This is a genomic window from Syntrophomonas erecta subsp. sporosyntropha (assembly GCF_055395365.1).
The window spans coordinates 1,714,373-1,731,907 of sequence record NZ_AP042459.1 but is presented as its reverse complement, the minus strand read 5'-3'; the positions used below and the strand labels follow the sequence as shown (position 1 = coordinate 1,731,907).

14 protein-coding genes are annotated in these 17,535 nt (G+C 43.3%); 8 read left to right on the top strand and 6 right to left on the bottom strand.

All coding sequences use genetic code 11. From position 1 onward, the window contains the following. Positions 1 to 319: 319 nt before the first annotated feature. Positions 320 to 1,696 (top strand): MFS transporter, encoded by a 1,377-nt coding sequence (locus tag ACZ5Q0_RS08445; protein ID WP_446818485.1) that lies wholly within the window; start codon positions 320 to 322, stop codon positions 1,694 to 1,696. Positions 1,697 to 1,807: 111 nt separating this feature from the next. Here ACZ5Q0_RS08445 and ACZ5Q0_RS08440 read toward each other — a convergent pair whose 3' ends face one another. Beyond that, positions 1,808 to 2,437: an acetate uptake transporter family protein gene (locus ACZ5Q0_RS08440; RefSeq protein ID WP_446818486.1), complete on the bottom strand. Its 630-nt coding sequence runs from the start codon at positions 2,435 to 2,437 to the stop codon at positions 1,808 to 1,810. Positions 2,438 to 3,260: 823 nt separating this feature from the next. On the opposite strand from ACZ5Q0_RS08440, the gene ACZ5Q0_RS08435 reads away from it, so the two are divergent. The 3 genes from ACZ5Q0_RS08435 (at position 3,261) to ACZ5Q0_RS08425 (ending at position 7,887) form a co-directional block, all read left to right on the top strand. After that, complete coding sequence (locus ACZ5Q0_RS08435) at positions 3,261 to 4,208, top strand: glycosyltransferase (RefSeq protein WP_447182420.1); 948 nt, start codon at positions 3,261 to 3,263, stop codon at positions 4,206 to 4,208. A gap of 189 nt (positions 4,209 to 4,397) precedes the next feature. Then, positions 4,398 to 5,498 (top strand): UDP-galactopyranose mutase, encoded by a 1,101-nt coding sequence (gene glf, locus ACZ5Q0_RS08430; protein WP_447182419.1) that lies wholly within the window; start codon positions 4,398 to 4,400, stop codon positions 5,496 to 5,498. A gap of 502 nt (positions 5,499 to 6,000) precedes the next feature. Further along, positions 6,001 to 7,887: a sigma-54-dependent Fis family transcriptional regulator gene (locus ACZ5Q0_RS08425; protein ID WP_464827102.1), complete on the top strand. Its 1,887-nt coding sequence runs from the start codon at positions 6,001 to 6,003 to the stop codon at positions 7,885 to 7,887. A gap of 42 nt (positions 7,888 to 7,929) precedes the next feature. Here ACZ5Q0_RS08425 and ACZ5Q0_RS08420 read toward each other — a convergent pair whose 3' ends face one another. Beyond that, entirely contained in the window at positions 7,930 to 8,784 is an 855-nt protein-coding gene (locus ACZ5Q0_RS08420; protein WP_447182417.1) for a DegV family protein, read from the bottom strand. 587 nt (positions 8,785 to 9,371) lie between these two features. Beyond that, positions 9,372 to 11,564, bottom strand: a complete 2,193-nt coding sequence (recQ, locus tag ACZ5Q0_RS08415; protein ID WP_447182416.1) for a DNA helicase RecQ — start codon at positions 11,562 to 11,564, stop codon at positions 9,372 to 9,374. Positions 11,565 to 12,059: 495 nt separating this feature from the next. On the opposite strand from recQ, the gene ACZ5Q0_RS08410 reads away from it, so the two are divergent. Together ACZ5Q0_RS08410 and ACZ5Q0_RS08405 are read left to right on the top strand one after the other, a co-directional pair. Further along, positions 12,060 to 12,758 carry a hypothetical protein gene (locus tag ACZ5Q0_RS08410; RefSeq protein WP_447182415.1) on the top strand — a complete coding sequence of 233 codons (699 nt, stop codon included), beginning with the start codon at positions 12,060 to 12,062 and terminating at the stop codon, positions 12,756 to 12,758. Positions 12,759 to 13,177: 419 nt separating this feature from the next. After that, complete coding sequence (locus ACZ5Q0_RS08405) at positions 13,178 to 14,125, top strand: NAD(P)H-dependent flavin oxidoreductase (protein ID WP_446818493.1); 948 nt, start codon at positions 13,178 to 13,180, stop codon at positions 14,123 to 14,125. A 75-nt stretch (positions 14,126 to 14,200) separates the two neighbouring features. Here ACZ5Q0_RS08405 and ACZ5Q0_RS08400 read toward each other — a convergent pair whose 3' ends face one another. Continuing rightward, complete coding sequence (locus ACZ5Q0_RS08400; RefSeq protein WP_446818494.1) at positions 14,201 to 14,461, bottom strand: hypothetical protein; 261 nt, start codon at positions 14,459 to 14,461, stop codon at positions 14,201 to 14,203. A 60-nt stretch (positions 14,462 to 14,521) separates the two neighbouring features. Between ACZ5Q0_RS08400 and ACZ5Q0_RS08395 the strand changes: the two genes are divergently transcribed. Together ACZ5Q0_RS08395 and ACZ5Q0_RS08390 are read left to right on the top strand one after the other, a co-directional pair. Next, complete coding sequence (locus ACZ5Q0_RS08395) at positions 14,522 to 14,968, top strand: hypothetical protein (RefSeq protein WP_446818495.1); 447 nt, start codon at positions 14,522 to 14,524, stop codon at positions 14,966 to 14,968. Positions 14,969 to 15,106: 138 nt separating this feature from the next. Continuing rightward, positions 15,107 to 15,862, top strand: a complete 756-nt coding sequence (locus tag ACZ5Q0_RS08390; RefSeq protein ID WP_446818496.1) for a hypothetical protein — start codon at positions 15,107 to 15,109, stop codon at positions 15,860 to 15,862. A 57-nt stretch (positions 15,863 to 15,919) separates the two neighbouring features. Here ACZ5Q0_RS08390 and ACZ5Q0_RS08385 read toward each other — a convergent pair whose 3' ends face one another. Together ACZ5Q0_RS08385 and ACZ5Q0_RS08380 are read right to left on the bottom strand one after the other, a co-directional pair. Next, positions 15,920 to 16,345 carry a MaoC family dehydratase gene (locus ACZ5Q0_RS08385; RefSeq protein WP_446818497.1) on the bottom strand — a complete coding sequence of 142 codons (426 nt, stop codon included), beginning with the start codon at positions 16,343 to 16,345 and terminating at the stop codon, positions 15,920 to 15,922. Between the two features lie 18 nt (positions 16,346 to 16,363). Further along, a complete protein-coding gene (locus ACZ5Q0_RS08380) occupies positions 16,364 to 17,506 on the bottom strand; it encodes an acyl-CoA dehydrogenase (protein WP_446818498.1) in 1,143 nt (380 codons plus the stop codon). Positions 17,507 to 17,535: the final 29 nt, after the last annotated feature.

Below are 17,535 nucleotides of genomic sequence, written 5' to 3'. Positions count from 1 at the left end.
TGCCCCTGGTCTATAATTCAATGTTTATGTAAAAGATTACAAACCGCCGGGGAAAACTGTTAATCACAGCACATCTATATATGATATGTCTATGCAAAACTTCGGGCATTTTGCACACAACTCCCACCTGTTCCGGTTTAACTTAGCCGCTTTGTTATACCGACATCAGTTGGCACCTAAAATCCCCGCATTAAATGCCATGCCGGAAAAATAAGCAAAGGGGACCTTCCTCTTGCTTCCTGGTAAGGGAATATTTTAAGATAGGTTTAGACATTTTTATATGGTAATTTTTGCGTTAGATAGAATCGGGAGGTAGCAAATGAACGAACAAGCTGTCAGAAAATATACCCTGCTGGCCGTGACTATGTCCTCATTTTTAGCCCCTTTTATGGGTAGTGCCATTAACCTAGCCGTCCCTGATATCGGTAACCAATTCCAGAGCAGTGCCTTATTATTAAGCTGGGTAGTCACCAGTTATATTTTATCCTCGGTGGCCTTTCTAGTACCGTTTGGACGGCTGGCGGATATCCGGGGACGAAAGACCGTTTTCCTGACCGGAATTGCTTTATTTTCGGCGGCATCTATTCTTTGCGGATTATCCTGGTCAATTGGATCGTTAATTATATTTCGGATAATTCAGGGAATCGGCAGTGCGATGGTTTTTGGAACTGGTCTGGCTATGCTGACTTCGGTATATCCCCCTGAAGAACGAGGTCAGGTTCTGGGAATTAATGTGGCCGTAGTCTATATCGGTTTGTCCTTAGGTCCGGTACTAGGCGGTTCTCTTAATCACAACCTGGGCTGGCCATCTATTTTCTATTTTAGTGCTTTAATCGGCATTATCGTACTTTTGGTGACCGTGGCTAAACTTAAAGGAGAATGGGCTGGGGCTCCGGAGGAAACTTTTGATTTAACCGGTTCTGTTCTATATGTGTTAGGTATATCCGGATTTATTTACGGTATATCTTCCTTATCAACTTCCCTGCTAGCCCGGTATATTCTGGGAGTAAGTATAGTAATCATGGCTGTTTTTATGTATACACAGTTGAAAACTCGCCACCCGGTTCTCAATTTAAGTTTGTTTAGCCGTAATATGGTTTTTGCCTTTTCTAATTTAGCCGCTTTGATAAATTACAGTGCTACTTTTGCGGTAGGTTTTTTGTTATCCCTTTACCTGCAGATCGTCATGGGCTTTAATTCACAAATCGCCGGGTTTATTATGCTATCTCAACCGGTAATCATGGCGGTTCTCTCCCCTTTCGCCGGGCGGCTCTCCGATAAGATTGATGCCCGGGTAGTAGCTTCCTGGGGTATGATGGTTACCACCCTTGGCTTAGTAGTATTCATTTTCCTGACCCCAGCCATGCCTTTATGGATAATAATAGGGAATCTTTCTTTGCTGGGATTAGGTTTTTCCCTGTTCTCTTCCCCTAATACTAACGCGATTATGGGATCAGTAGAAAAACGTTTTTATGGAGTAGCTTCATCTACTTTAGGTACTATGCGCCTTACCGGCCAGGCTGTAAGTATGGCTATAGTAACTCTGGTCTTGGCCTGCTATATTGGTAATGTGCAGCTAACCCCAGCTTATGCCGGTTTACTTATCCAGGCTTCCCGCACCTCTTTTATCATCTTTGCCATTCTTTGTTTCCTGGGCGTTTTTGCTTCCCTGGCCCGACAAAACCATAGTAAATAGTAAAGTTCCAGAAGAAAACAGCTCCCATGGTCAAAAAACCGGCCAAACCACGGTAAATAGTAAAAGGCGTGACAGGAAAAATCCCTGGTCACGCCTGGTAGTAAAAATATCTTAGTGATGGGCGGAAAACGTCCCTTCTGCCGGAGGAGTGACTTTGATAAATGGAGATCCCAGAGGAAGTATGGTACGGCCAAATTTGTCGTTAAGCACCATTCCCGCCGAGGTATACAGGCCAAAAATACCGCCAAGTAAGGCAAAACAACCGGCTAAAGTAGCCCACTGCGGCCCCAGGATACCTAAATCCATGAAGCTTATTAGCCATAAGGCCGGAACTAGAGATAGCACCACTAAACTAAGGCTGCGGGCCCCGGCCAGGTAGGCAGGAGTCCACAGGGTAATGCCTATAGTGATAGCTAACCAGGCCCACCCGCTAATGCGGCCATCTATGGCTATTCCATTTTGCGCAACATAAAACTTAAATAACATCTCTATTCCCGATGCGAACATAAAAAAGGCTGAAAAAAAGGTAAAAACGTTTCCACCCAGCAGGTTCCCCTCCCGCAACTCCAGAAGGGCAGTAGTAATTTGAACAATAAAACCACCAAGTAACCAGATACCCAGGAATAAAATAGCTGAATGATCAACCTGCCCGGTAAGAAGGGCAAAGAACCCAAAGCAGGCCATGGCCAGTGCTATCAGCCCTGCTGGTCCGGCACTAGTCCAGGTGTCGTGAGACGACATAATAACCCCTCCTTAATAATTTCTTTTTATAACCTGTGGCTCATCCCTTTCTTAATGAGCTATTTTCACCTCCTTTCAGGGTACCGGCAAATTTCAAGGGTTCATATCTGTTTTTGCAAAAGGCATGCCAACCGGCTCAATTAAGGGAAACACTTGATATAGAGCTATTTTCACAATTTTCCAACAATTTGTTGATGCATAATTGCATTAGTATTAATGTAATTATGCATTAGGCTATAGTCCAACTTGCCGGGCATTGCATTTTTGCAATACTCTCTAACTTTTCTCCCCTCCTAATGGTTAATAATTTGGTCAAGGTGGTGTCCCCAAATAATGGTTACTACGCCCCTTTTGGTAACAAAAGGATAATGACTTAGCCCGATTTCATGCTTAGGTCTTGACCAGTCCCCGTATTTCCGCTAATAAACAAATTATAACTTAGCCATGATGGCATCCCGCTTTAACTTCCAGCCTAGTCCCAATCTCTATAACCGGTGCAGCAGTCAAAATAAGCACCTGGTTGGCTTTTTTAGCGTAATATTATCCCAGTCGCTATTGATTACTTAACTAGGTTTAAGCACTAGTACTTACAGAAGATAATTTCCCTTTTTAAATAATATTAAAAGTGTTTGGATTGTGTGTTAACATTGATCTTTTCCCTTTTTTCTAACTTGAACAAATTAGATTTTTTCTTCATATATTGGATTAGAAATGTAGAGGATTTTCATAATTCTTTAGGGCCCTGGCCTTTTTTCTGATAATTTTCTGAAAATTTGCCTAAAAATCGGCCGGGATTTAGTGGCCTTTTTGAAGGAGGGAAAAATTGAAGATTCTTGTCGTTACAGGTGATTTTAGTAATTTTCTGGTACCTAATTTTCACCATTTGCTAACTGAGGTGGCCCCAATGGTTGATCTAGTGGTCTGGCACCAGTCAGGCCATATCCAGGAGATTATTAACCAGATGGATAGCCCACCTGACTTTGTCTTTATTAATGAATTCGGAGAAACTAATTCACCGCAAATCGCTGGACTGGAAACCCTGACCATCCCTTATGCCGTTTTGTTATATGACCTGCATTATCAGGCCGAGGAACGTTGCGCTGCTTTAAAACAACTTAATATACAACATGTGTTCAGCCTGTACCGGGATAAGTTTTATACCTGGTATCCGGAATTTTGGAAAAAACTGCACCTGTTTCCCCACCAGGTCAATACCAGTATTTTTAAAGATTATGGTTTGCCTAAAGACATTGACTATCTTTTAATGGGAGATGTATTACCACGGCTCTACCCACTGCGCCATAAGATTTTAGAAACCATGTACGGCCAACCGGGGTTTGTTTATCACGAACACCCAGGCTGGCGTAATTTTAATGATCAGGATCAGGCTACTGAGTACATAGGAGAAAGATATGCCCGGGAGATAAACCGGGCCAAAATCTTTTTTACCTGTTGCTCTATTTATAAATATCCCCTACTTAAATATTTTGAGGTCCCGGCCTGTAATACTTTGCTTTTAGCCCCCTCTCTCCCAGAACTAAGGGCTCTGGGCTTTGTCGATGAGGTTCATTTTGTCTCCATTGATGAGCTGAACTTTATGGAAAAAGCCGAATACTATTTAAATCATGAACGAGAGCGCCGGGAAATTGCCCGGCAGGGTTATGAAATGGTACAAATACGCCATTCTACTCGCCAACGGGCCATTGATTTTGTAAACATTATTTATGAGATTTTGGATAAAAAACCTGATTTAGATTATAACCAGGTATGAAGCCCAGGTGCCGGCTATAAACCCGCTGGCACAGATAGAAATGGCTGAATTGCTTGGTCTTTTACGATCAGTTGACCGAGCTGGTTGGGTTGGAATTAATAAGTAGTATAGAGGTGATTTCCAAAGTCTTTTACGACTAGTTAACCGGCTTGGTTTGGTCTTGAAAGGAGTTTAGAAGAAAGGGTAATTATGTATGACTATCTTATTGTGGGTGCAGGTCTGGCTGGTTGTGTTTTAGCAGAACGTTTAGCCGCAGGGGGTAAAAAAGTCCTTATTGCAGATAAGCGCCACCATATCGGCGGTAACGCCTATGATGAATATAATGAAGATGGTATTCTAATACACCGTTATGGCCCCCATATTTTCCGAACTAATTCTAAAGAAATCTGGAACTACCTGTCCCGGTTCACCGAGTGGCACCTGTACCAGCACCAGGTTTTAGCCTATGTAGATGGTATGAAAGTTCCTTTTCCGGTCAATGTTGACACCGTCAATAAACTTTTGCATGAATCCTTTTCCAGTGCTGATTTGCAAATCTATCTGGATGAGGCCCGGCAGAAAGCTGCTATTAAGGAAATTACTAATTCCCGGAATATGGCTATAAGCCGGGTAGGCCATGAATTGTATGAAAAATTTTTTAAACATTATACTCATAAGCAGTGGAATCTGTGGCCTGAAGAGCTGGCAGCTGAAGTTACAGGAAGAATTCCGGTACGCCTTAATCGGGACCCTCGCTATTTTACCGAAAGGTACCAGGGCCTGCCTAAATACGGCTATACCCGAATGATCACCGGCATGCTTAAGCATAAGAACATATCTGTTTTGCTGCAAACCGATTATAAAGAAATCGTTGACATGGTCCGCTTTAAACGGCTGATCTATACCGGTCCCATTGATTATTTCTTTGATTATGTTCACGGTCACTTGCCATACCGCAGTTTGTACTTTGAATATGAAACCTTTCCGGTTGAGTATTACCAGGAAACTGGTACGGTAAATTATCCTAATGATTATGATTTTACCCGCATCACTGAATACAAACATCTTACCGGGCAAAAGCATCCTTTAACAACTATAGCCCGGGAATATCCCCGTGAATACCGTGATAAAGAAAGCGAACCTTATTATCCTGTTCCTCATCCGGACCACCAGGAAATTTATAACCGTTACCAAAAGGAAAGTGAAAAACTTAACCGTGTGAACTTCGTAGGCCGCTTAGCTGAATACCGCTATTATAGTATGGACCAGGTTATCGCCCGGGCCTTGGAAATGCTAAGAAGGTTGCCCTGAAAAATGCCCGCCGGGTTACCCCTGTTTGTGCTTCGGGGAACAAGTAATCTTTCAGTAGCCCCATCCACTAGGTTGCGTAGAGATACTCTATTGGGGAGAAAAGCCGGTTCGGACCGCCTGCCCTCCCAGCACCAGGTTACATAGTAATACCCTGTTAGTCTTGGCCTAGAAGGAATATGGCTCCTATTTTCAGAGGTTACTTCGATCATTTTAAAGGTGGGTGTGGCATTTGCCCAATTCTCCTTAATCCGATATAATTAAGCATATAAAAATTAACATCTGGATAATACGTTTATTAGAATTTTCCCCGGAGGACTAAAAGGTTACTTACTGATTAAAGCTTAATACCCCAGTTTTGCTGTAATTGGCATTGGTTTTTCAATATGGATAAGAAAGCAAAGGGGTGGTAATGGTGAGCAACCCGTATTTAACACCTAATGAGTTATTTTCACTATGGAACGAGTTTATTATTTCAGGGAGATTACGACATACCGATATGCAAATGGAGATAGCCAAATCCTGGGAAAGATCACGCCAGGCTGGGGTCCATCCTTATAATTGTATAGATCTCCCCCAACACACCCAGGAGAACTATGACCCCCCGGCCCATATTTCTCCTGATCTCATGGCCGCTGCCTCCCCAGTCATGGATGAAGTTTATGAATCACTTAAAGGGGTGGGCTTCCGGGTGATTATGGCAGATGCCCAAGGCTATACCATTAAAATTATTTCTGATTCTGATAATAACACTCCTTTTAGTTGGAGTGAAAAAGCTATCGGTACTAATGCCATAGGTACTGCTATCCAGATCAAAAAGCCTGTACAAATCTCAGGTATCGAGCATTATTGTTACCATATGCATGACCTGACCAGCTCAGCCACCCCCATCATTGACGATAAAGGCAATCTGCTAATGGTGTTAGCACTTACTGGGCCTTTATCCGAAGATCACACCCGCGTTCTTTCCATGCTATTAAAAGCAGCTGAAAAGATTGTAAACAGGTTAACTATTCTCACCACCAACCGCCAGTTAAAAACCTACGTTGAGCGTTTAACTAATATTATTAACACCATATCAGATGGTGTAATTATTTTTACTACTGATGGTCTTATTGAGCATATAAACCCGGCTATGGAAAAAATCCTGGATCAAAAAGAATCTCAACTGGTGGGCACTCCCCTACAAAATCTATTTGACAGTAAAGGTTACCTGACTAAAAAAATGCTATCTGATGGTACCCCCTATAACGATATGGAAGTCTCTATGGATACTCCTCAGGGAAAAGTAGACTTTCTAGCTTCGGCCCGGCCTAATCTGGATGGCAAGGGTAATATCATCGGGGGTATGATTGTTTTGCAAAGTCTAGATAGAATACAGAACCTGGTTAGCCTTTATTACGGGGGACAGGCACAGTATACCTTTCAGGATATCATCGGCAAAAGTAAAGCTATACGGGACACCATTACCATAGCCCGCCTAGCCTCCTTAAATCAAAGCCATGTTTTGCTGCAGGGAGAAAGTGGAACCGGGAAGGAGATCTTCGCCCAATCCATCCACAATGCCAGCCGCCGTCACCGGGGTCCTTTTTTGGCTATAAACTGCGGTGCTATTCCCAAGGAATTAATAGGCAGTGAATTATTTGGTTATGTGGAGGGGGCTTTCACCGGCGCGAAACGTGGCGGCAGCCCAGGTAAATTTGAAATGGCATCAGGCGGTACCATTTTCCTGGATGAAATCGGGGACATGCCCCTGGAGTTGCAGGTGGCCCTGCTCCGGGTACTACAAAATAAGCGGGTGACCCGTATTGGAGATGCCAGGGAAATCCCGGTGGATGTGCGGGTAATTTGTGCTACTAATAAGAATTTGTACGAGGAAATAGAGAAAGGCAATTTCCGAGAAGATCTTTATTATCGTTTAAACGTTATTTCGATTAAAATTCCGCCCCTGCGGGAACGAAGGGAAGATATTCCCCTGTTGGTCAACTACTGTCTGGATGAATTAGATCAAGATAATGCCTATATAAACAGCATTAGGAAACCGGAGATTATGGATTACCTAAAGCAATACCATTGGCCGGGTAATGTGCGGGAATTACAAAATGTCATCGAACGGTTAGTGTGTATTGCTGCCCAGCACAGTATCAGTGTTAATGATTTACCCCCGGAAATTTTCAGTCCTACTGATGATAAAACTTCCCCCTCCCCTACCTCTCCCCCGGGAGAATTATCCTCCGAACCCAAGCGAAAAAACTTATTTGCCGAAACCGAATGCGAACAGATAAAAAATCTTTTGCTAAAATACAATGGCAATAAGAGCCAGGTAGCCAAAAAAATAGGCTTCTCCCGCACTACCTTATACCGCAAAATAAAACTCTATAACATCGAATAGGCAAACCAAGGACGGCCCCCCTGCTTCTGGTCTCCTGTTTCCTTATTTGGTGCAGTATACAAATCCTACGGTTCCTAGTCCGGTGTGTAAGCCGATTACCGGGCCGATGGAGTGTATGCTTACTGGTAAATTATACTGGTTTACCAGGGCTTGCTTTAGTTTAAGGGCTTTTTCTGGTGCATTTATATGGTGAACGATGATTTCTTTTAAACCGTATTTTTGGCTATCCTCCTCAAGCAGGTCCAGCATGCGTTTGATAGCCGCAGAAGTGCCCCGGGCTTTTTCCAGTAAATGAGTCATACCATTTTTCATATCTACGGTTAAAATAGGACGGATATTTAATAATGATCCCAGCAAAGCTGAAGCAGTTCCTATCCGTCCTCCCTTTTTTAAATATTCAAGGGTTTCCGGTACAAAATAAAAGTGTACCCTCTCCCGTACGTATTGGGCAGCCTGTACGACAGCTTTGAAACTCTCGCCGGCTTTGGCGGCACGGGCCGCCGCTAGTACCTGCATACCCATAGCCATGCAGTTGGTACGGGAATCCATAATTTCTATTTTAGCCTGGGGAAATTCCTGTAAAAGCAGTTCTTTGGCTTTAACCACCGTGGTACAAATGCCACTCATGGCCGATGATATAAAGATAGCCACAATATCGTCACCCCGGGAAACGATTTCCCTAAAAGTGGCATAGATCTCTCCTGGTGAGGGTTGGGAAGAGGTGGGAATAACTCCGGTGGTCTCAATTTTATTGTAAAAGTAATCATAATCAACCTCGGTCTCTTTAAAGGATTCATCCTTAAAGTTAACGGTTAAAGGAATTATGCCGATGTTCAGCTCTTGTTGTGTTTGCAGGTCGATATAGGATGTGCTATCGCTTAATATCTTTATAGCCATGGTGAAAGTCCTCCCCCAATTTAATATAGCCAGAATAATAAAATTTAGTTCTAGTTAACAAACATACATAAGAAGTATACTAATAAAATTCCAGGTTCAATAGGGAGATGAAAATTAGACCCTGGTCTTTTCAAAAACCGCAACCGCCCAACCTTATCCTTATCCGGATGCCGGTATGGCGTTCTGCCTGCGCCCCTGGACAGTTTACTAATACCATTGTTTTCTCCTGTATCCCCACCCCAGTATACAGCAATGATTAGACTAGTCCTTTTATAATATTATCAAATCCTAATCCTGACATAAAGAAATATAATGGGCATCTGGTGAGCGGTTCACATCTGATGGGTTGACATGGTATTTGCCAAACCAGTTGGTCCTACTTTGTCTTGGTCTTAAACTCTGACATTCTAGTATGAAGAGGCGTTGTTGTTCCTCCAGGGCTATTATAACTGGTTCTTAAACATGCCAGTAAGGCAGTGGATGAGAACGTTATCCCCCAGGGCTGCTATAACTTGGGCCTTAAACTAAGATATTTGCCCAACTGCAACCGTTTAACAACTCCAAAGTAAGCTGCTCCAAAAGGCCTTTTAAGCTTTTTCGGCCCATTGACCTAATCGGTTTTTGCATAGCGCAATTCTGATGGTAAAGTAGTCGATATCCGCAGGTAAAGCTGCTTTAATCGGTTTTAATTTATCCAGCCCTACCATCTGGGCTGTGGCTAATATTTGTTCCTCTTCCCGAGCAGTTATAAACTCATCCCAGTTTACCGGATACCCTTCCTGGAAAGCCCGCAGGAGGTGGTTTTGGATGGTAGTTATATGCAGTTCACGTTCCCGGGCAATATCTTCTAGTGATTTACCGGAGCGGTATGCCTGCCATGACACCAGGTGAGTAGGAGTCTTTTTTTCCTTGGTAGAAGGCCGGGAAGGACGCTTTTTCTTTTCAGAGTTTATTTTAAATGCTATTTCGGATGTACCTGCATCAGTACCGGATGATCCGGCTGTCAAAGGATTATCCTTTACATAACTGATGATTACATCTAAAAACTGCTGCCCATAGCGTTCCAATTTTACCTGGCCTACTCCGTTAATCTCCAGCATAGCCTCGTAATCTCGGGGAAGAAGGCTGCACATTTCCCGCAAGGTATTATCGGAGAAGACTACATAAGGAGGTATTCCCTGTTCATAGGCGATCTGCTGGCGCAGGGCACGCAGGGTCTGGAATAGCGGATTCTCCGGTTTAACTTCTTCCGGTGTTTTGGGAACCCTTACCGCGACTTTCTCCTGACCTCGTAAAATAGATAAAGCCTTGGGATTTAGCGTTAGTACCGGGTATTGTCCGGTACTAATGTTGAGATAGCCTTCAGCGGTAAGCAGATTTATTAATTCCGTAATCTCTACGGTACTAAGTTTATTCATAATACCATGGGTAGAAAGGCGGTCAAAACCCAGTTCTAAGATCCTTTTTTGTTGGGAACCTTTTAAAACCGAAGCCAGGAGCTTAATTCCATAGGCTTGTTTCATTCTAATGATGCAGGAAAAAATCTTTTGCGCTTCAATAGTAATATCCTTAAGTTCCTGTTCTAAACAATTAGCACAGTTGCCGCAATTATCAGGAATACCCTCTTCTCCAAAATACTTAAGGATGTGTTGGCGCAGGCATCGGGAAGTGTGACAATAATCAATCATGCTCTGAAGATTCTCATATTCGGCCTCTCTTTGCCGGGGGGACATGCTCCCCTGTTCAATGAGGAACCTTTGAATCTGGATATCCGCTGCCTGGAAAAGTAGGATACAATCAGCCGCTTCACCATCCCGCCCGGCTCGTCCAGCCTCCTGGTAATAGGCTTCCAGATGCCGGGGCATATTGTGATGAATAACAAAGCGCACATTCGACTTATCAATACCCAAGCCGAAAGCATTGGTAGCTACCATTACCCGGGTGTGGTCATAGATAAAGGCTTCCTGCTGGCTATCCCTCTCCGAATTACTTAAACCGGCATGATATTTACCTACCGGAAAACCCCGGTTTTTCAGCTCTTCAGCCAGGTTTTCCACTTCCTTACGGGTGGCTGCATAAATGATACCGGAATAATGGGGATGTTCCTTCAGGTAGTTGACTATAAACCGGGTACGGTCCACGCCCTTAACTACTGAAAAATAAAGGTTAGGACGGTCAAAACTATTGATTAATACCAGGGGTTGTTTAAGACCTAGTAAATTTATAATATCATCCCTTACCCGGGGAGAAGCCGTAGCGGTGAAAGCCGCTACTACCGGCCGCAGGGAAAGGTCATTAATCCAGGGGCCAATGCTTCGATAACTGGGACGAAAATCATGTCCCCATTGGGAAATGCAGTGAGCCTCATCAATAGCCACTAGGGAAAGGGGAAGACTGTGTAAAAGCTCGGTAAATTCCTCAGAGTCTAGCCGCTCAGGGGCCACATAGAGCAGTTTATAGTAACCCTGCCGGGCATTATTAAGGCGGTTATAAAACTCGGTGCTGGTCAGAGAACTATTAATAAAGGAAGCCTTAACTCCCTGGTTATTAAGGTCGTCTACCTGATCTTTCATCAGGGCAATCAAGGGGGAGATCACCAGGGTAAGCCCGGGTAAGACCAGGGCGGGAAGCTGATAGCAAAGTGATTTGCCTCCCCCGGTAGGCATTACCCCTAGGGTGTCCCGGGACTGCAGAATACTATCGATAAGCTGCTCCTGGCCCGGTTTGAAATCCTGGAAACCAAAATACTGTCCCATAACCTGCCGGACCGTCGCCTTCATTTACAACCATCTCCTTTATGGGTTAGTCTTTATAAATCACAACCGACATCGTCTTAAATATAGGCTCAGGTCGGTTGGGGAAAAGTCAGCTAATTAACTACACGGGTAATCAGCATAATACTTCATTCTATTATAATGGGGGAGGTTTTTAAAATTATCAACTAAACGGGCCAACCTTTTCAGATATAGTTATGATAAATAGCCTTCTAATCCTAGGATTTTCGCCTAGCTGGCCTTTCCATGAGGCTAATACCCCCTTATATCCAATATCTCCCGAATCTGTTAATACAACGGAACCTCTAATGCTTATATGTATACCCTATATCCCAATATCTCTCGAAGCCGTCCGAGCACAGTAGGCTGCGCATAGCTGCCCGGCTGACCGTAGCTGGACAGTCATTAAAAAATTACCTACCCGACTGGACTATTAATCCGGAGTTATCAAATAGGAGGAAAAAGAACCTATCTGGAGAACGTAGCAGGGGGGAGGTTTATATGCAAGTTTTGAAAAAGCATTTCAGCATCGGCTTAATATATAAAGAGGTAGGACGTTTGTTTCCTGCTCTGGCCGGAACCCTCGTTTCTTTATTCTACCAGTTTATCAATCTTTATGGCCTTATACCGGCGGCTCTTCTAATGCTTTTTATATTGGGCATGATAACCGGGCTAGCCGCCTTAAGTTTACAACTAATAAGCTTATTTAACCTGTCTATAGTCCAATCTACCTGGCTGGCCTGTATTGGTGGGGTCTTTTCTTTTCTGGCATGGATCACCATAAATATTAATATTAACCGCCAGGCGGGCTTACAGATCATTAAAATAAACTATTCCTCTCGAACCGCCTTTATATTACTATCGCTGATACTCTCTAATCAAATCCTGCCCATTCGTGTGGAACCAGGGACTCAGTTTTGGGATTTACATTTTAAACCCCATCTGGCCGGCAACCTGGGTACTCTCCGTTCTGACCAGCTAACGGCAGCTATTCAGGCTGACTACCTGCGTTTGCGGGAAATTTTGCCGGCCAACACTATTCTGTTTGGATGTACCCCGGGTTCACTAGAAAAGCGCTTGCGGGCGGCCGGGGTAAAACCTTCCGATTTTACTATGGTAAAGACTATTATACCCCCTGAACATGCCAAAATCTTTGGTCCCAGGCGTTCCTTTTTCCTATATGTTTTCAGACTTTCCTAAATTAATTGCTATACTAATAAAAAACCTGCGGGCAGAATTTGTTTACCGGGATGACAAAATACATAGGATAAGTGGTAATCTATCATTCTAGTTAATAGGGATAAAACCTTATGTCGGATGAAAATACTATGAGATTAGTAGAACGGCCATTTATCGTGGAAAAACCTTCCGGTTCAGTAGAACTATTTTTTATCATGAGGGTACAGTTTTTGATCTACCTTGTGGCAAAAAACAACTGCTTCTACTCGGCGAAATTGAAGAATTAAGGATTTTATATGCTTACTAATTTATAAAGAAAAATGAATCTGTAATAAATATCAAGAAAATTAACAACATTCAGACAAGTATGTTTATAATGAAGAATAGCATTTACATTGTAACTATAAAAAAGGTGACAAAAGTATTGGAGGTATAAAGAATTGCACTTACCAGACTTAAAAATAGGAAACCTGCATCCCAGATTTCCCATTATTCAAGGTGGCATGTCAATTAAGGTATCGACGGCTTCTCTTGCGGCAGCAGTTGCCAGAGCCGGTGGTATAGGTGTAATCGGTGGAACAGGTATATCTCCGCAGGAGCTTATAAAGGAAATCCGTCAGGCCCGGTCCCAGGCTGGTAATGGTATCCTGGGGGCTAATATTATGTATGCGGCCCGGCAGTTTAAGGAACTAGTCCAGGCGGCCATCGATGAAAGCATCGACTGTATATTTACCGGAGCCGGTTTTTCCCGGGATATATTCCACATGGGGAAAAACAGCGGTGTTCCTATTGTGCCCATTGTATCATCTGGCCGGGCGGCCCGTCTGGCCGAAAGATCGGGTGCGGCGGCAGTGGTAGCAGAGGGAACGGAAGCAGGAGGCCACCTGGGAACGGACCGCTCTATAAAAGATATTCTTGTCGAAGTTAAGAAAATTGTAAAAATACCGGTAATTGCTGCTGGTGGCATAGTAGACGGATTTGACATGGCCGAAATGGTCAAATTAGGAGCTGATGGAGTACAGATGGCTACCCGTTTTGTACTTAGTGAAGAATGTTCGGTAGCTAAGGAATACAAGCAAATGTATCTGGATGCGAAGGAAGAGGATGTGGTTATCATAAAAAGTCCGGTAGGATTACCGGGGAGAGCCATCAAAAACCGTTTTACTGAATTGATGCAAAAAAACGAAAAGCCCGAATCAATGGAGTGTAGTGCCTGCCTGAAAGACTGTAATCATGTGTACTGCATAAGACATGCCCTCCTGGAGGCCCGGGATGGTAGGGTGGATAACGGGGTTATTTTTGCCGGAAAAAATGTATTCAAGATCAAAGAGATACTCCCGGTAGAACTTATTTTCAAAAAAATCCTTACCGAATACGCCACCGCCTAAGAAAGCAAAAAGAAGTAAGGGAAAGTAAAAGATAAAAAGCGTGTCAGCATCACAATCCTCTGACACGCTTTAAAGCTAAACAAGCTGATAAGTTATCTTACCGTTGACAGTGACTCTTTTAAGTGATCCCTTTACTTCCAGGTAGCGCAAGTGAGATATAGCCTCTCCGGTCGCAAACCATTTTTGGGGAGTAGAAAACTGGTCCCACCGTTCATAACTCATATCCCATTTCATTTGTGTAGCAACCTCATAAGCATTTTGTGATCCGCCCTCTAAAATAGTAAGAACTTTCTCTTCTGGTAATTTGCTCGTCCCGCTGATTTGTTTTGGAACCATTTACCACCATATTACATATTATGGTTTCAAAGGAAAAAATCATTAAAGGGGGATTAGGCATTGGGAAAGTTAAAGTTTCTAATAGTTTTAGTAGCTGCTTTAATGCTACTGTTTACTTCGGCTTCGGGAATATGGGCCCAAGCCCCGGCACAGAACTCCTATGAAGGGGAAGGTTTTCACTATATATCCGGTGAAAGTTTCCCCACAGACATTCAGGTTGCCGGCTATGATCAAAAGACCTTAAAATACTATCTAAACTACACCCTTCATACCACGAAGACTGTTGAAGCTGCAGAAACCGCCACTTTTAGTTACGTAATTGAGGCATTTAATGACAGTGGAGTACAAATCGGTAATTTGGGTACTTTTGATGTTCCCGAAACAGCTGCTGGTGATACCGGTTCCACAGACGCGAGTGTAAAAAATAGTGAAATCACTATAGATAGTCCAGGACTTCCTGCCGCCTACCGGATTGTAATTACAATTAGCGAAACAGTAGTAGCTTAATTAAGTACACTGGATGGGGTTTTCCCCTATCCAGTATTTTTTCCTCTGTTTCCGGTAGCGTTAATGCAGCATAATCATATGATGATATTGGGAAATTATAAACTCTATTAAGTCCCTCAGCAATAAGGAGGTGAATAAATGTCACCTATTAATGAAACAGAAAAAATAACAGATAAGAAATCGGTTAAGAAAACCGGATGCCTTATGTTATCAATATTGCTCATTGTTGTTATGTTTATTGTGCTAATATGTTATTACTGTCCCAGACCCTCTCCACCGGTGGAAGTTTGGTTTGAAGAATATTTCGAAAAAGGTCTAGGGGAATGGGAATATTTAGATGCTAAATGGATTGATGACCAGGGTGTTGTTCATAACACTTCAGCCCGAGTAGGGAGAGACGTTTACCTGGCTCCGTACATAGGCTATGAGTTTACTACCCCCATTTATAGTAATCAGATCGTCGTTGAATTCTATATTAAAATAGAAAAAATTATAGGTGCCACCACCCTGGCCTCACTTGATTTTCCCACTGGCGAGATAACTGTGGTAATAAACAGCGACAGATACCTCGGAGTATCCTTTGGGCTTTTTGAACCGGCTCAATACAGTACTAGGCGCCTAATTCCGGGGGAATGGCAAAAAGTTCAGATCTATGTGAACACTTCGGAAAGCAAGTTATCGTTATACCATAACGACTCGGAAATTTTGGTCACCCACCGGCCGGGAACACCACCCCTTATGAAAATCTGGTTAGGCTCGCTCTGGATTGCCGGTGCAGGAAACTACGAACCTACTCTGGGATCTCATTATGATGCAATTCGGATCGGGAACCCCGGTCTCCTGGTATCCAAGACTCCATGGGATAAAATAAAAGCAACTTTTTCTAATCTATAACCAGGAAGCAAGGGACGGTCCCCCTGCTTCCTGACGGTCCCTGTGCTTCCTTAGTTATTAGTCCTTTAGGATATATTCCATGCCTTCACCGATCATTACTAGTTCACCTTTTTGATTGGTACATTTGGTTTCCAGGCGCACCATGCTTTTTGCTTCCAATTTTTCTACGATGGTAGCGGTTGCCGTAATGGTATCTCCTACATAAACTGGTTTGAGAAATTTAATGCTCTGGTTGGCATATACGTTTCCAAAGGTGGCCTGGGTGATGGCATTGGAAATTAAACCTAGAACCATTACTCCAGGTACCAGAACATCCTTAAAACGAGTGGTTTGGCTGTATTCTTTGTCAATATGAATAGGGTTTAAATCACCGGTTAAACCTACCCAAATGATAATGTCTGTTTCTGTCATTGTTTTGGTAAAACTGGCAGAATCGCCTATATTCAAGTCTTCCCAATGTTTTATTTTGTCACTGTAATCCATATCTTTCTACCTCCCCCATTACCGTAATATCTGGCTGCCAATTACAACCCGCTGAATCTCACTGGTACCTTCATAAAGTTCAGTAATTTTGGCATCTCTCATCATTCGCTCAACTGGGAATTCGCGGGTGTATCCATAACCGCCGTGAATCTGTACCGCCTGATTGGCAACCCAGTTAGCAGTTTCCGAGGCTTTGAGTTTTGCTATAGCGGCATCTAATCCGTAAGGTAAACCTTGGCTTTTTCTCCAGGCAACATCATAGGTTAATAACCTGGAGGCTTTAATATCTACCGCCATATCGGCTAGTTTAAACTGAATGGCTTGTAGAGCAGCAATAGGTTTGCCAAACTGTACCCGCTGTTTGGCATAGTTTAAAGCAGCTTCATAAGCCCCCTGGGCGATTCCCACTGATTGTGCCGCAATACCTATGCGCCCACCATCCAGAGTTTCCATGGCGATTTTAAAGCCCTGGCCTTCCTGACCGAGCAGGTTTTCTTTCGGAATACGGCAGTTTTCAAAGATAAGGTCACAGTTCTGGGTTCCCCGCAGCCCCATTTTCTTTTCAAATTTCCCAAAGGAGAAACCTGGAGTTCCTTTTTCAACTATAAAAGCGCTAAAGGCTTTACTTCTTAATTCCTTGGGGCCGGTACGAGCAAATACAATATAGGTGTCAGCAGCTTCTGCATTAGTAATGAAGATTTTGCGTCCGTTAAGAATCCACTCATCTCCATCCAGTTCAGCTTTGGTAGTCATGCCCATAGCGTCAGATCCGGCATTAGCTTCGGTCAAACCGAAAGCTCCTAATTTCTTACCTTCCACCAGGGGAATGAGAAATTTCTTCTTTTGTTCTTCGGTTCCATGAATCCAAATGGGTACGGTACCTAAACTAAGGTGCGCTGATAGAGTGTCCGCAGCAGACGGATCCACCCGTCCCAATTCTTCAACAGCAATCGCATAAGCTATAAAATCCATGCCTGCCCCGCCCCATTCTTCTTCAAATGGAATCCCGGTCAGACCTAGTTGACCCATCTGATCATATACTTCACGGTCAAAGTATTCATTTTCGTCCCGATCAGCTACTTTCGGAGCCAATACTCCTTCGGCAAAATCTCGTACTGATTGTCTTAACATTTCGTGTTCTTCAGATAGTCTGAAATCCATTTTTTATACCTCCCATATTCTCCCTGATA